Annotated in this window: 11 protein-coding genes, 1 tRNA gene and 1 other RNA gene; all 13 read left to right on the top strand. The window is 73.7% G+C overall.

Going from position 1 to position 14,402, the window contains the following annotated elements; translation table 11 throughout:
* The first annotated feature begins 62 nt into the window (after window positions 1-62).
* A complete protein-coding gene (locus tag ACFPK1_RS28670; RefSeq protein WP_378024362.1) occupies window positions 63-2,192 on the top strand; it encodes an elongation factor G in 2,130 nt (709 codons plus the stop codon).
* A 54-nt stretch (window positions 2,193-2,246) separates the two neighbouring features.
* Window positions 2,247-3,581: an MFS transporter gene (locus tag ACFPK1_RS28665; RefSeq protein WP_378024361.1), complete on the top strand. Its 1,335-nt coding sequence runs from the start codon at window positions 2,247-2,249 to the stop codon at window positions 3,579-3,581.
* Window positions 3,582-3,627: 46 nt separating this feature from the next.
* Window positions 3,628-4,740, top strand: a complete 1,113-nt coding sequence (prfB, locus tag ACFPK1_RS28660) for a peptide chain release factor 2 (protein WP_378024360.1) — start codon at window positions 3,628-3,630, stop codon at window positions 4,738-4,740.
* A 58-nt stretch (window positions 4,741-4,798) separates the two neighbouring features.
* The gene (gene ftsE, locus ACFPK1_RS28655) at window positions 4,799-5,488 is read left to right on the top strand and encodes a cell division ATP-binding protein FtsE (RefSeq protein WP_378024359.1); all 690 of its coding nucleotides are present in this window, start codon (window positions 4,799-4,801) and stop codon (window positions 5,486-5,488) included.
* Between the two features lies 1 nt (window position 5,489).
* Window positions 5,490-6,386 (top strand): permease-like cell division protein FtsX, encoded by an 897-nt coding sequence (gene ftsX / locus ACFPK1_RS28650; protein ID WP_378024358.1) that lies wholly within the window; start codon window positions 5,490-5,492, stop codon window positions 6,384-6,386.
* Window positions 6,387-6,404: 18 nt separating this feature from the next.
* Entirely contained in the window at window positions 6,405-6,917 is a 513-nt protein-coding gene (smpB, locus tag ACFPK1_RS28645; RefSeq protein ID WP_378024357.1) for an SsrA-binding protein SmpB, read from the top strand.
* Window positions 6,914-7,843, top strand: coding sequence for an amidohydrolase family protein (locus ACFPK1_RS28640; RefSeq protein WP_378024356.1), 930 nt, complete (start codon window positions 6,914-6,916; stop codon window positions 7,841-7,843). Before smpB ends, ACFPK1_RS28640 begins: the two co-directional genes overlap by 4 nt.
* A gap of 52 nt (window positions 7,844-7,895) precedes the next feature.
* Window positions 7,896-8,271: a transfer-messenger RNA gene (gene ssrA / locus ACFPK1_RS28635) on the top strand.
* 189 nt (window positions 8,272-8,460) lie between these two features.
* A complete protein-coding gene (locus tag ACFPK1_RS28630; protein ID WP_378024355.1) occupies window positions 8,461-9,828 on the top strand; it encodes a protein kinase family protein in 1,368 nt (455 codons plus the stop codon).
* A gap of 83 nt (window positions 9,829-9,911) precedes the next feature.
* Window positions 9,912-11,216, top strand: a complete 1,305-nt coding sequence (locus tag ACFPK1_RS28625; RefSeq protein WP_378024354.1) for an MFS transporter — start codon at window positions 9,912-9,914, stop codon at window positions 11,214-11,216.
* Window positions 11,213-12,808 (top strand): cryptochrome/photolyase family protein, encoded by a 1,596-nt coding sequence (locus tag ACFPK1_RS28620; RefSeq protein ID WP_378024353.1) that lies wholly within the window; start codon window positions 11,213-11,215, stop codon window positions 12,806-12,808. Before ACFPK1_RS28625 ends, ACFPK1_RS28620 begins: the two co-directional genes overlap by 4 nt.
* A 62-nt stretch (window positions 12,809-12,870) precedes the next feature.
* Window positions 12,871-12,943, top strand: a tRNA-Ala gene (locus tag ACFPK1_RS28615).
* Window positions 12,944-13,156: 213 nt separating this feature from the next.
* Window positions 13,157-14,402 (top strand): cbb3-type cytochrome c oxidase subunit I (locus ACFPK1_RS28610; protein ID WP_378024352.1); only part of this gene is annotated, 1,246 nt, incomplete at its 3' end.

The raw sequence follows: 14,402 nt of genomic DNA, 5'->3' as shown, positions 1-14,402 counted from the left end.
TGATCTCGGTCACTCGGGTGGACTGGGCCGTCCACGAGGTCAGGACGCGCGAGGTGGTCGCCATGGGTGCAACGAAGGCGGGCGACGGCGCCCGGAGAGGACGCAACGGGCGGGCGGGGGAGCTGGCCCCGGACGACCCGGCCGCCCTGCGCTCGGTGGCGATCGTCGGCCCCATGGCCGCGGGCAAGACGACGCTGGTCGAGGAGCTGCTCGCCGCCGCGGGCGCGATCCCGCGAGCGGGCTCGGTCGCGGCCGGCACCACGGTCACCGACCACGACCCGGACGCCCGACGCCAGGGACGGTCGGTGGCGCCGGCCGTCGCGTCGCTGACCCACCGCGACGTGAAGATCAACCTCGTCGACACGCCGGGCTGCCCCGACTTCCTCGCCGAGGTCCGCGCCGGACTGCGCGCGGCGGACGCGGTCCTGTTCGTCGTCGGTACCGCGGACGCCGCCGACGGCGTGGCCGCGCCGACCTCCGCCCTGCTCGCCGAGTGCCGGCGCGCCGGGCTCCCCGCGATGCTGGTGCTCAGCCGCCTCGACCACGCGCGCGCCGACGAGGCCGCCGCGCTGGCGACGTGCCGCGAGGTGGCGGCCGGGTCGGGCGAGGTGCTCGTGCCCGTGACCCGCACCGAGCGCGGCGTCGACGGGACGCTGACGGTCCACCCGCTGCTGGCCGGCGACGACCCCACCGCCGAGGACACGGACGACCTGCGCCGCGAGCTCGTCGAGGCCCTCATCGAGCAGAGCGAGGACGAGGCGCTGCTCGACGCCTGGATCGGCGGCGAGCCGGTGTCGCTGGACGCCCTGCGCGCCGACCTCGCCACGGCCGTCGCCCGCCGCTCCCTCGTCCCCGTGGCCGGGGTCTGCGCGCCGACCGGGGCCGGGCTGGCGAGCCTGCTCGACCTCGTCGTCGACGCCGTCCCGCCGCCGACGGCCCACCGGCCGCTCCCCGCGCACGGCCCCGACGGCGCCGGGCACGCGCCCGTCGACCCCGACCCGGACGGCCCGCTCGTCGCCGAGGTCGTGCACACCGGCACCGACGCCCAGGGCAGCCGGGTCTCGCTCGTGCGCGTGTTCTCCGGGCGGCTGCGCCCGGACACCTCGCTCACCGTGTGCGCCGACCCGCTGCGCATCCCGGCCCCGCGCGAGGGTGACGACCCGACCGGTGTCGACGCCCGCGGCAGCGAGACCGTGCGCGTCAACCGGGTCTACGCCCCGCTCGGCGCGACCCTGCGCGAGATGCCGTGGTGCGTCGCGGGCGACGTGTGCGCGCTCACCCGGCTCGGCGCGGCGGCCACCGGCGACACCCTGTGCGCCGCCGAGGATCCCGTGGGGCTCGAGGGCTGGGAGCTCCCGGAGGCGCTGCTGCCGGTCGCGGTCACCGCGGCCGACCGGTCGGCGCAGGACGCGATGGCCCGCGGGCTCGCGCGCCTGGCCGCCACCGAGACCACGCTGCGCGTCGAGCGCAACGAGGACACCCACCAGATCGTGCTGTGGTGCACGGGCGAGGCCCACGCCGACGTCGTGCTCGCCCGGCTGCGGGCCTCCGGCGCGAGCGTCGAGGTCACCGACGTGGCCGTGCCCGAGCGCGAGACCGTGGCGGGGCCCGCCACCGGGCTCGGCCGGCACGTCAAGCAGTCCGGCGGGCACGGCCAGTTCGCGGTGTGCCGCATCGAGATCGAGCCGCTGCCGCGCGGGTCGGGGGTCGAGTTCGTCGACAAGATCGTCGGCGGCGTCATCCCGCGGGCCTACATCCCCGGCGTCGAGAAGGGCGTGCGCGCCCAGCTCGAGGCCGGCGTGACGCCGGGCCGGCCCGTCGTCGACGTGCGCGTGACGCTGGTGGACGGCAAGGCGCACAGCGTCGACTCCTCGGACCAGGCGTTCCAGACCGCCGGGTCGCTCGCGATCAAGGAGGCGGTGGCGGCCGCGGGCACGGTGGTCATGGAGCGGCTCTACGAGGTCGAGGTGGAGGTCGACGACGCCCAGCTCGGGGCGGTGCTCGGCGACCTCGCGTCCCGCCACGGCCGGGTCGTCGGCACCGAGCCCGGCGAGCCGGGCCACACCCGGGTGCGCGCCGAGGTGCCCGAGCAGGCGCTGCTGCGCTACGCGGTGGACCTGCGGGCCCTGACCTCGGGCACGGCGAGCTTCACCCGGCGCTTCAGCCGCTACGAGCCGGTGGCGAGCGGCTGACCCCGTCCCCCCGACCCCTTCCCCGGGGTGTGGGCGTCTGGCTACCGTCCGCGCATGACGCAGAGCCCGCCGAGCCGTCAGGGCGCCGGTCAGGACCAGCCCCACCCGGCCGCCGTCCGCCGGGTCGCCATCGCGAGCCTCGTCGGCACGACGGTCGAGTGGTACGACTTCTTCATCTACGCCAGCGCGGCGGGGCTGGTGTTCAGCCAGCTGTTCTTCACCGCGCTCGACCCGACCACCGCGCTGCTCGCCTCCTTCGCGACGATCGGTGTCAGCTTCGTGGCGCGGCCGCTGGGCGGGGTGATCGCGGGCAACCTCGGCGACAAGCTGGGCCGCAAGGGGATGCTCGTCGCCACCCTGCTGATCATGGGTGTGGCGACGACGGGTGTCGGCCTGCTGCCCACCTACGCCTCGATCGGCGTGGCCGCCCCGATCCTGCTGCTCGTGCTGCGCCTGCTGCAGGGCCTGTCGGCCGGCGGCGAGTGGGGCGGCGCGGCGCTGATGGCCGTCGAGCACGCCCCGCCCGGCCGGCGCGGCTTCTTCGGCACCTACCCGCAGGTCGGCGTGCCGATCGGGCTGATCCTCGCCAACCTCGTCTTCCTCACGGTCTCGACCTCCACCACCCGCGAGCAGTTCCTGGCCTGGGGCTGGCGCATCCCGTTCCTGCTGTCGATCGTGCTGGTCGGCGTGGGCTTCTTCGTGCGCCTCAAGGTGGACGAGAGCCCGGTGTTCGAGCACCTGCGCGACCAGCGCGCCCGCCGCTCCTCGCCGATGCTCGCCGTGCTGCGCGACCAGCCGCGCGCGCTGCTCGTCGCCATCGGGCTGTTCATCGCCAACAACATGATCGGCTACCTGCTGATCGCCTTCATCACGTCGTACGGCACCCGCGTGCTGGGCCTGTCGAGCGCGACGATGCTCACGGTGGGGATCGTCGGCGCGGTCGTCTGGGGCGTCGCGATCATGTGGAGCGGCGCCTGGTCCGACCGCGTCGGGCGGCGCCGCGTCTACCTCGTGGGCACGATCCTGCTGCTGGTCTGGTCGTTCCCGTTCTTCCTGCTCCTGGACACCGCGTCGCTGCCCTGGATGCTGCTCGCGGTCGCCGTGCTCGGCGTCGGGCTCGGGCTGACCTACGGCCCGCAGGCCGCGGCGTACGCCGAGCTCTTCCCGACCGCCGTGCGCTACAGCGGGGCCTCGTTCGCCTACGCCGTCGGGGCGGTGCTCGGCGGCGGGTTCGCCCCGCTGGTGGCCCAGGCGCTGATCGGCGCGACGGGGACCTCGCTGTCGGTGTCGGTGTACATGGTGATCGTCTGCCTCATCACGCTCGCCGCCGTCCTCGCGCTGCGCGAGGGCACGGCGGCGGAGCGGGAGGCGTTCGTCGTGGGGACCTAGCCGCCGCGTCGCGGGGTGCCCCGCACCGGGCGATTACGCTGGGGGAGTGGACGACACGACCGCGACCGAGCTGAAGGACCTCGCCGCCTCCCTGGACAGCGTCGAGGCGGCGATGGACCTCGAGGGTCTGCGGCGTGACGTGGCCGAGCTCGAGCAGCAGGTCTCCGCCCCGGACCTCTGGGACGACGTCGAGACCGCCCAGAAGCTCACCAGCGACTTCACGCACAAGCAGGCCGACCTGCGCCGCGCCGAGTCGCTGCGCTCGCGGCTCGACGACCTCGGGACGCTCTACGAGATGGCCGACGAGTCCGAGGGCTCCGACGCCGTCGAGCTGCGCGCCGAGGCCGACGGCGAGCGCGCGGCGCTCAAGGCCGACGTCGACTCCTTCGAGGTCCGCACCCTGCTCTCCGGCGAGTACGACGAGCGCGACGCGCTGGTCACGGTGCGGGCCGAGGCCGGCGGCGTCGACGCCGCCGACTTCGCCGAGATGCTCATGCGGATGTACCTGCGCTGGGCGGAGCGCCACGGCTACCCGACCGAGGTCTACGACACCTCCTACGCCGAGGAGGCCGGCATCAAGTCGGCCACCTTCAAGGTCTCGGCGCCGTACGCGTACGGCACCCTGAGCGTCGAGCAGGGCACCCACCGGCTCGTGCGCATCTCGCCGTTCGACAACCAGGGCCGCCGCCAGACGAGCTTCGCCGGCGTCGAGGTCGCGCCGGTCGTCGAGTCCACCGACCACGTCGAGATCGACGAGAAGGACCTGCGCGTCGACGTCTACCGCTCCAGCGGCCCCGGCGGGCAGGGCGTCAACACCACCGACTCGGCGGTGCGCCTGACCCACCTGCCCACCGGCATCGTCGTGTCCTGCCAGAACGAGCGCAGCCAGCTGCAGAACAAGGCGTCGGCGATGGCCGTGCTGGCGGCGAAGCTGCTGGCGCGGCGCCGCGAGGAGGAGCAGGCCCTGCTCGACTCGCTCAAGGACTCCGGCTCGAGCTGGGGCAACCAGATGCGCTCCTACGTCCTGCACCCGTACCAGATGGTCAAGGACCTGCGGACCAACCAGGAGACGTCGCAGACCAGCCAGGTGCTCGACGGCTTCATCGACGACTTCCTCGACGCCGGCATCCGCTGGCGCAAGCAGACCGAAGCGGCCTGAGACAGCCGCCGCGAGCCCCGCCCGGGGAGATCACGACGCGTCAGTAGCATCACGGCCCGTGATCCGGCTGGAGAACGTCTCGAAGGTCTACCCGACCTCCACGCGGCCGGCCCTCGACGACGTGAGCGTGGCCGTCGAGCGGGGCGAGTTCGTCTTCCTCATCGGGCCCTCCGGATCGGGCAAGTCGACGCTGCTGCGCCTGCTGCTGCGCGAGGACGTCCCGACCGGCGGCACGGTCTGGGTCGCGAACTGGAACGTCGGGCGGCTCGCGCGCCGCCGGGTGCCGCGGCTGCGCCAGCGGATGGGCTGCGTGTTCCAGGACTTCCGCCTGCTGCCGAACAAGACCGTCGCCGAGAACGTGGCGTTCGCGCTCGAGGTGATCGGCAAGCCGCGGCACACGATCCGCACGGTGGTGCCCGAGGTGCTCGACATGGTCGACCTCGGCGGCAAGGCCGACCGGATGCCCTCGGAGCTCTCGGGCGGCGAGGCGCAGCGGGTCGCGATCGCGCGGGCGTTCGTCAACCGCCCGCTGGTGCTGCTCGCCGACGAGCCCACCGGCAACCTCGACCCCGAGACCGCGGGCGGGATCATGACGCTGCTCGAGCGGATCAACCGCACCGGCACGACGGTGCTCATGGCCACCCACGACCGCCAGATCGTCGACAGCATGCGCCGCCGCGTCGTCGAGCTCTCGAGCGGCAAGCTCGCGCGCGACGACGACCGCGGCGTCTACGGGACGGTGCGCTGACGTGCTCTTCGTGTTCCGGGAGGCGCTCCTCGGGCTGCGGCGCAACCTGACGATGTCGATCGCCATGGTGATCACCACCGCGATCTCGCTGGGCCTGCTCGGCGCGGGCCTGCTCGCGGTGCGCACGATCGACCGCACCGAGGACCTCTACTACTCGCTGATCGCCGTGCAGGTCGCCCTCGACGAGCCGACCAGCGCCGACGACCCCGACTGCACCACGCCGGTGTGCCGCGACCTGCGCGCCGAGCTCGAGGGCAACCCGCTGGTGGCGGCGGTCGACTACGAGAGCCGCGACGCCGCGTTCGCCCGCTTCCAGCGGATCTACGAGGGCCAGTCGATCCTGCAGCTCGTGCGCCCGCAGAGCCTGCCCGCGACGCTGCGCGTGACCATGGCCGACCCGCTGCGCGGTACCGAGATCGTCGAGCAGTTCACGGGCCGGCCCGGGGTGCGCAACGTCGTCGACCAGCGCAGCACCGTCGCGGACCTGTTCTCGTTCCTCGGCAGCGTGCGCAACGCGACGTTCGGGCTCGCGATCGTGCAGACCCTCGCCGCCGTGCTCCTGATCTCCAACACCATCCAGCTCTCCGCGTTCACCCGGCGCACCGAGGTGGGGATCATGCGGCTGGTCGGCGCCACGCGCTGGTACACGCAGGTGCCGTTCCTCATCGAGGCGGTGATCACCGGCGTCGTCGGGGCCCTGCTCGCGACGGGCGGGCTCGTCGCGGCGAAGGCGTTCTTCCTCGACCGTCTGCTCTCCGGGCGGCTGCTGGCCAACACGATCCCGCCGATCGGGATGAGCGACGTGCTCGGTTACGTTGGACCGGTACTGGTGGTGGTCGGCACGGTGATCGCCACCGCCACGGGGTACGTGACCCTGAGGCTGTACGTCCGGCAGTAGACCCGAGGGAGGTGCGCGTTGGCCAGGACGAAGACGGCGCCGAGCAAGGCCAGCAGCAACCGTCCCGAGGAGCGGCGCAAGGTCGTCGCCACCAACCGCAAGGCCCGCTACGACTACACGGTGCTCGACGTGTACGAGGCGGGCATCGCGCTGCAGGGCACCGAGGTCAAGAGCCTGCGCGCCGGGCACGTGTCGCTCAACGACGCGTTCGCCGAGGTGCGCGACGGCGAGGTGTGGCTGCGCGGCCTGCACATCCAGGAGTACGACTTCGGCTCCTGGACCAACCACGAGCCCCGGCGGGTGCGCAAGCTGCTGCTGCACCGCTCGGAGATCGCACGGCTCGTCGGCAAGACCCGCGAGACCGGGCACACGCTGGTGCCGCTCTCGCTGTACTTCAGCGGCGGCCTGTGCAAGGTCGAGCTGGCGCTGGCGCGCGGCAAGGCGAAGCACGACAAGCGCGAGGCGATGGCCGAGCGCGACGCCAAGCGCGAGGCGGAGCGGATCGTCGGTCGGCGGATCAAGGGGTGGTGAGCCCCGCCCGGGATCCGCTCGGGACCCCGCCGGTCGACGACGCCGACATCGCGGCCTGGGTGGCCGCGACGGGCGTCGACGGCCTGGTCGACATCCACGTCCACTTCCTGCCCGACCGGATGCTGCAGAAGGTGTGGGCGTTCTTCGACGCCGCCGAGCAGAACTACGGCATGAGCTGGCCGATCCGGTACCGCGAGCCCGAGCAGACGCGCATCGACCTGCTGCGCGGGTTCGGGGTGCGCACGTTCGCGCCGCTGGTCTACCCGCACAAGCCGGACATGGCGGCGTGGCTGACGTCGTGGGCGCTGGAGTGGGCCGCGGAGGTCCCCGAGGCCGTCCCGACCGCCACGCTGTACCCCGAGGACTCCGTGACGACCTACCTCGGCGACGCGCTCGCGGCCGGGGCGCGGGCGGTCAAGGTGCACGTCCAGGTCGGCGACTTCGACCCGCGCGACCCGCGGCTCGACGCGGCGTGGGGCCTCGTCGCCGACGCGGGCGTGCCGGCGATCGTGCACTGCGGCGACGGGCCGCGGCAGGGCACCTACACGGGCATGGACGTGTTCGTCGAGGTGCTCGAGCGCCACCCGCGGCTGACCGCGGTGATCGCCCACGCCGGACTGCCGGAGTACGAGCGGACACTGCGTCTGCTCGACCGGTTCCCGAACGTCCACATCGACACGACGATGGTCGGCACGCCCTACACCGAGGCGTTCGCGCCGCTGCCCGCCGACTGGCCGGCCCGGCTGCCCGACGTCGCCGACCGGGTGGTGCTGGGCACCGACTTCCCCAACATCCCCTACGGCTACCACGAGCAGCTCGCCGCCGTCGCCGGCTGGGCGGCCGCCGACGACCGCCTCGGCCTGCCGTTCCTGCGCTCGGTGCTGCACGACGCCCCGGCCCGGCTGCTGGGTGTCCCGGTGGGATGAACCGGGCGGGGCGGGGCGTTATGATCGAGGGCCCCGCACCGCGCGGGACCGAGGGGGTGACTGGTTTCGACTCCGAGTGGTTCATCAGGAGAAGCGTGCCGAGGAAGGCGACGATGATCTCGTTAACCATGCGTCGCAAAGAAATAAGCGCCGAGAGTTCTCAGCGCGACTTCCAGCTCGCTGCCTGACAGCGAGTAGGGAAGTCTGTCGGCCCGGGTTCGTCACCGACCCGGTCGCCGGCATCAGCTAGGTGACTCACCGCCGGACCCGGTCACGGGGTCCGGTCGGGACATCTCACAGTGACTGGGATCGTCACACCGGCCCGTCCGCAGGACCGGTGGATCCGAGCAGAGACGAGGCGGACTGCGCACGGAGAAGTCCTGGTTGCTGATCGGAGGACCCGGGTTCGATTCCCGGCACCTCCACACTCCTGAGGTGGACGACGGGCCGGAGAGCACACGCTCTCCGGCCCGTCGTCGTTTCGTGGCACTGATGACCGACTTTCGGCCGGTCGGCTCTGTCCGATGGGCCGGTCGACTCAGCGTGAAGGTGGGCGCTACCGTGGGCCCCCGGTGCTCACTCGTCCGGAGGAGCACGACGCGGCGAGGGGGTGCACGGTGGCCACGGAGCCCGACGCCGACCGTCCCGCGGCCCCGGACGACGGTCCCCCGCCCGCGGGGCCGGGCTGGCCCGGGGCCGTCGACGCCGCGACGCGTGGCCTCGACGCCGTGCTCGGCCGCGAGGTCGCGATGGTCACCCTGCCGCCGGTGGGCGGCGAGGACCTCGTCGTGCGCACCGAGCAGGTCCGCCGCCTGGCCGGCCTGCACCACGCCCACCTCGTCGAGGTGTTCGACGTCGACGGCCTCACCGAGGGCTCCGAGAGCACCTTGGTGCTGCAGAGCGTCGCCGGACGCGTGCTCGAGCCGTCGGTCGACCTCGGGCGCTGGGCGCCGATCACGGTCGCCGAGGTCGGCGCGCAGGTCGCGTCCGCGCTGGCCCACGCGCACGCCCGCGGCGTCGTCCACGGCGGCATCGGGCCCGCGAGCCTGGTCCTCGGCGGCACGCCCGGCGCCCCCTACGCCTGGCTGACCGGCTTCACCGCCGCCCTGCACCCCGCGCCGCCCGAGGGGCCCGAGGCCGTCGGCGACCCCGCCCCGTCCCGCCCCGACGACGACGTCGCCGACCTCGGGCGCGCGCTCGCGGTCGTCCTCGACCCGGCCGCGCCCGCCGCTCCCGCCCTGCAACAGGCCCTCGCCGACATGGTCGACGGCCGCGTCGGGGCCCGCGGAGCCGCCGAGTCGCTGGTCCGGGTCGCCGAGGGCCTGCGGCACGTCGACGAGGACGAGACGAGCTTCGTCCCGGTCGCGCGGCCCGTCCCGGCGCCGGCCGGGGACGCGGAGGTGGCCGAGGTCACCGAGGTCACCGACGTCGTCCCGCCGCCCCGCCCGGGGCCCCGCCCCGTCGCCGTCGTCGCGCACGCCCCGCGCGGGCGTCGGCGCCGCCTGGCCGGTCGCGGTGTGCGGTTCGCGGCCCTGGGCGGTGCGGCGCTCGCGCTCGCCGCCGCCTCGGGGTTCGTGCTGTGGGGCGGGGGCGAGGACCCGGGCACGCCCCGGGAGGCCGGCCTCTCCGACCGCACGGCGCCCGCGGGGCCCGACGCCCCCGTCGCGGTCGCCCCGCCCGGCTCGTCGTCGAGCACCACGGGCGGGACCGACGACGGCGACGACGAGGGCGACGACACCCCGGTGCGCGACACCACGACGCGCAGCCCGATCACGAGCGACGTCACGACGGTGCCGGCGCCGGTCCTGCCGCCGGCGCCGCCGACCGTCCCGCCGACCGTCCCGCCGACCACCGCGCCGACGACGACGGTGCCGACCCAGCCCACCACGGGCCCGACCGAGCCCACGGAGCCGACCGAGCCCACGGGGACGACCACCACCACGCGCCCCGGCGCGCCGCGCGGGGCGACGCTCGCCGCACCCTGATCCCCGGCCGGGCGGGCCGGAGCGTGGGATAGCAGACTGCGGGGGCCGCCGACCCCGAGCGTGAAGGAGCCTCCGAGAAGGAGATGGGTGCCGCACCGGAGCGGGACCGCGCGCCCGGGGGCCCGCCCGGCGGGTCGCGGCGCGCGTCGCTTCCCTGGGAGGTCTGGGCGCTGCTCGCGGGCAGCTTCCTCGTCGCCGCCGGCTACGGGATCGTGGCGCCCGCGCTGCCCGTGTTCGCCCGCAGCTTCGGGGTGGGGGTCACGGCCGCCTCCGCGGTGGTCAGCGCCCTGCCGGTGATGCGGCTGCTGTTCGCGCCGCTCTCGGGCCGGCTCGTCGCCCGCACCGGCGAGCGCACCATGTACCTCGCCGGCCTGCTGGTCGTCGCGGCGTCCACCGGCGCGTGCGCGCTCGCCACCAGCTACACCCAGCTGCTCGTGTTCCGCGGGCTCGGCGGCATCGGGTCGACGATGTTCACGGTGTCGGCGTTCTCGCTGATGTTCCGCCTGGCTCCCGAGGGGCGCCGCGGGCAGGCGAGCGGGCTGTTCACCGGCGCGTTCCTGCTCGGCGGGGTCACCGGGCCCGCCTTCGGCGGCCTGCTCGTCGCGGTCGACCTGCGCGCCCCGTTCGTCGTCTACGCGGTGGCGCTGGTGCTCGCGACGATCGTCGTCGGGGCGCTGCTCGCGCGGTCGCGGCAGGTCGGGGTGCGGCGGGACGGCCCGCAGGAGACGCCGCTCACGCTCGGCGCCGCCGTCCGGATCCCGACCTACCGCGCGGCGCTGGTGTCGAGCCTCGCCACGGGCTGGGCGGTGCAGGGCGTGCGGGTGGCGCTCGTGCCGCTGTTCGTCGCGGTGGCGCTCGGCCGCGAACCGCTGTGGGCCGGGATCGCGCTGACCGTGTTCGCGGTCGGCGACGGCCTGGTCCTGCTCGCGACCAGCGGGCTCTCGGACCGCCGCGGCCGCCGCCCGGTGGTGGTCGCCGGGCTGGCGCTCGTCGTCGCCGGGACCGCGGCGATGGCGCTGGCGCAGCTGCCGGGGGCCCTCGGTCTCGTCGTGCTGCTCGGCGCCTCGGCGGTCGCCGGGGCGGGCGCCGGGCTGCTGCAGCCCGCCCAGGGCGCCGCCGTCGCCGATCTCGTCGGCTCCCGGCGCAGCGGCGGGCCCGCGCTCTCGGGCTTCCAGATGGCCGCCGACGTCGGCGCGATCGTGGGGCCGATCGCCGCCGGCGCCCTCGCCGAGAACGCCTCGTTCCCCGTCGCCTTCGCCCTCAGCGCCGCGATCGCGCTGGTCGCCCTGGTCGCGTGGCAGCGCCTGCCCGCCGGGCCACCTCCCGGTTCGCCCCCCGGTTCGCCGCCCGGTTCGCCGGGGGAGGACGCGGGCACCCGCCGCGCATGAGCGTTCCCGTCGGCGTCGAGGACACCTACACCGAGGCCGTGGACGCCGCCCTGGACGAGGCCGGCGCCGACCGGGACGCGCCGCTGTGGGTGTTCGGCGACCAGCTCGGCCCGGCGGTGCACGGGCTGCCGCAGCACGCCGAGCGTGACGTCGTGCTGATCGAGTCGGCGGCGGTGCTGCGGCGGCGCCGCTACCACCGCCAGAAGCTGCACCTCGTGCTCTCGGGCATGCGCCACCTCGACGCCGAGCTCGGCGACCGGGCCACGTACCACCGCACCGAGACCTACCGCGAGGCGCTCGAGAAGGTCGGGCGCCCCGTCGTCGTGCACCAGCCGACGTCGCACACGGCCGTCGAGTTCGTGGAACGGCTGCGCGCCGACGGGCTCGTCGCCGCGGTGCTGCCGCCGACGACGTTCGCCCGGCCCCGCGCCGAGTTCGAGGCCTGGGCGGCGGGCGGCACGCAGCGCAGCGGAGCTGCCGCGCCGAAGGCCGGACACGGCGACTCGTTCACGATGGAGAACTTCTACCGCAACCAGCGCCGGCGCTTCGACGTGCTGATGGAGGGCGACCGTCCCGTCGGCGGGAAGTGGAACCTCGACCACGACAACCGGGAGCCCCCGCCCAAGAAGCAGCGCACCCTCGGGGTGCCCGACCCCTGGTGGCCGACCGAGGACGGGATCGACGAGCAGGTGCGCCGCGATCTCGACGACATGGACCTGCCCACGGTCGGCGAGGACGGCCCGCGCCTGTTCGCCGTCACGCCCGACGAGGCCCGCCGGGCCCTCACGCGGTTCGTCGAGCACCGCCTCGACCCGTTCGGACCGCACGAGGACGCGATCCTCGCCGACGACCCGTGGATGGCGCACTCGCTGCTCTCGGTGCCCCAGAACCTGGGCGTGCTGCACCCGCTCGAGGCCGTCCACGCCGCCGAGGCGGCCTACCACGACGGCACCGCGCGCCTGAACTCCGTCGAGGGCTTCGTGCGCCAGATCCTCGGCTGGCGCGAGTACATCTGGCACCTGTACTGGCACTTCGGGAAGGGCTACACGAAGCGCAACGAGATGGACCACCGCAAGGCCCTCCCGACGTGGTGGACCGAGCTCGACGGCGACCGCGTCACCGCCGCCTGCCTGTCCTCGGCGCTCAACGGCGTGCGCGACCGTGGGTGGACCCACCACATCCCGCGCCTCATGGTGCTGGGCAACCACGCCCTGCAGCGCGAGTACCGCCCGAGCGCCCTGTCGGAGTGGTTCACCACGTCGTTCGTCGACGGGTTCGCCTGGGTGATGCCGCCCAACGTCGTCGGCATGAGCCAGCACGCCGACGGCGGGCAGCTCGCGACGAAGCCGTACGCGTCCGGCGGCGCCTACATCAACAAGATGTCCGACCACTGCGGCGGCTGCGCCTTCGACCCGAAGGTGCGGGTGGGGGAGAAGGCCTGCCCGTTCACGGCGGGCTACTGGCAGTTCGTGCACCGGCACCGCGGCCGGCTCGAGGGCAACCAGCGCACCGCCCGCGCCGTCGCCACCATGGACCGCCTCTCCGACCTCGACGCGGTGCTCGAGCAGGAGCACGGCCGCCGCGACTTCTGATCCATCCGGTTCGACCCCCCGCGTCGGGCGACGTCCACCGGCGTGTAACGTTGCGTCGCGTTGGGGCTGTGGCGCAGCTGGTAGCGCATCACACTGGCAGTGTGAGGGTCAGGGGTTCGAGTCCCCTCAGCTCCACCCACCACGAGGACCGTCGCCCACTGGGCGGCGGTCCTTCGTCGTTCCGGCCCGACCCGGGGCCACCCGCCCCCGCGCTGGTCTACGACGGGACGTCGTGGGAGGGTTCACCCGGCGAGCCGGGGGACCGCACGGCGGTTACGATCCCGGGGTCCGCACGAGCGGCCGACGGCCGCCGGGGTGGAGGAGACGCACCGTGAGCAGGAGGCCTTCGTGACCGCCGTCGCACCCAAGCCGATCGCGACCACGCCGTACCCGGCGCGCGAGGCGAAGCGCGGCTCGTTCGTCGGGCGGATGCTCAAGACGACGGACCCCAAGGACATCGCGATCCTGTACCTGATCACGTCGTTCGGGTTCTTCCTGATCGGCGGGCTCATGGCACTGCTGATGCGCGCCGAGCTGGCCCAGCCGGGCCTGCAGATCCTGTCGGTGGACCAGTACAACCAGCTGTTCACCATGCACGGCACGATCATGCTGCTGCTCTACGCGACGCCGATCCTGTTCGGCTTCGCCAACTACATCGTCCCGCTGCAGATCGGGGCGCCCGACGTCGCGTTCCCGCGGCTCAACGCCTTCTCGTACTGGCTGTTCCTCTTCGGCGGCATCATCGTCGTCTCCGGGTTCTTCACCCCGGACGGCGCCGCCGCGTTCGGCTGGTTCGCCTACACCCCGCTGTCCGACGTCGTGCACTCGCCGGGCCTCGGCGCCGACGTCTGGATCGTCGGCCTGGTGGTCTCCGGTCTCGGCACCATCCTCGGTGGCGTCAACTTCGTGACGACCATCGTCTGCATGCGCGCCCCGGGCATGACGATGTTCCGGATGCCGATCTTCACCTGGAACATCCTGGTGACGGTCGTGCTGGTCCTGCTCGCGTTCCCGATCCTGACCGCCGCGCTGCTCGGCCTCGCCGCCGACCGCCACCTGGGCGCCCAGCTCTTCGCGCCCGAGCACGGCGGCGTGATCCTCTGGCAGCACCTGTTCTGGTTCTTCGGGCACCCCGAGGTCTACATCGTCGCGCTGCCCTTCTTCGGCATCGTCACCGAGATCTTCCCGGTCTTCAGCCGCAAGCCGATCTTCGGGTACAAGACGCTGATCTACGCGACGCTGTCGATCGCGGCGCTGTCGGTGGCCGTGTGGGCGCACCACATGTACGCCACGGGCGCGGTCCTGCTGCCGTTCTTCTCGTTCACCACGTTCCTCATCGCGGTGCCCACCGGCATCAAGTTCTTCAACTGGATCGGCACCATGTGGCGCGGCCAGCTGACGTTCGAGACGCCGATGCTGTTCGCGATCGGGTTCCTGGTGACGTTCCTGTTCGGTGGCCTCACCGGTGTGCTGCTGGCCAGCCCGCCGCTGGACTTCCACGTGTCGGACTCGTACTTCGTGGTGGCGCACTTCCACTACGTGCTGTTCGGCACGATCGTGTTCGCCACCTACGCCGGCATCTACTTCTGGTTCC

The sequence above is a fragment of the Actinomycetospora rhizophila genome, from assembly GCF_042657905.1.
Lineage (GTDB): Bacteria > Actinomycetota > Actinomycetes > Mycobacteriales > Pseudonocardiaceae > Actinomycetospora > Actinomycetospora rhizophila.
The sequence above is the reverse complement of the archived record's forward strand: the minus strand, read 5'-3'. Positions and strand labels throughout refer to the sequence as shown.

Coding starts and splice junctions, on each gene's coding strand:
- ACFPK1_RS28670 (WP_378024362.1), top strand. CDS start 63: ATGGGTGCAACGAAGGCGGGCGACGGCGCCCGGAGAGGACGCAACGGG.
- ACFPK1_RS28665 (WP_378024361.1), top strand. CDS start 2,247: ATGACGCAGAGCCCGCCGAGCCGTCAGGGCGCCGGTCAGGACCAGCCC.
- ACFPK1_RS28625 (WP_378024354.1), top strand. CDS start 9,912: ATGGGTGCCGCACCGGAGCGGGACCGCGCGCCCGGGGGCCCGCCCGGC.
- ACFPK1_RS28620 (WP_378024353.1), top strand. CDS start 11,213: ATGAGCGTTCCCGTCGGCGTCGAGGACACCTACACCGAGGCCGTGGAC.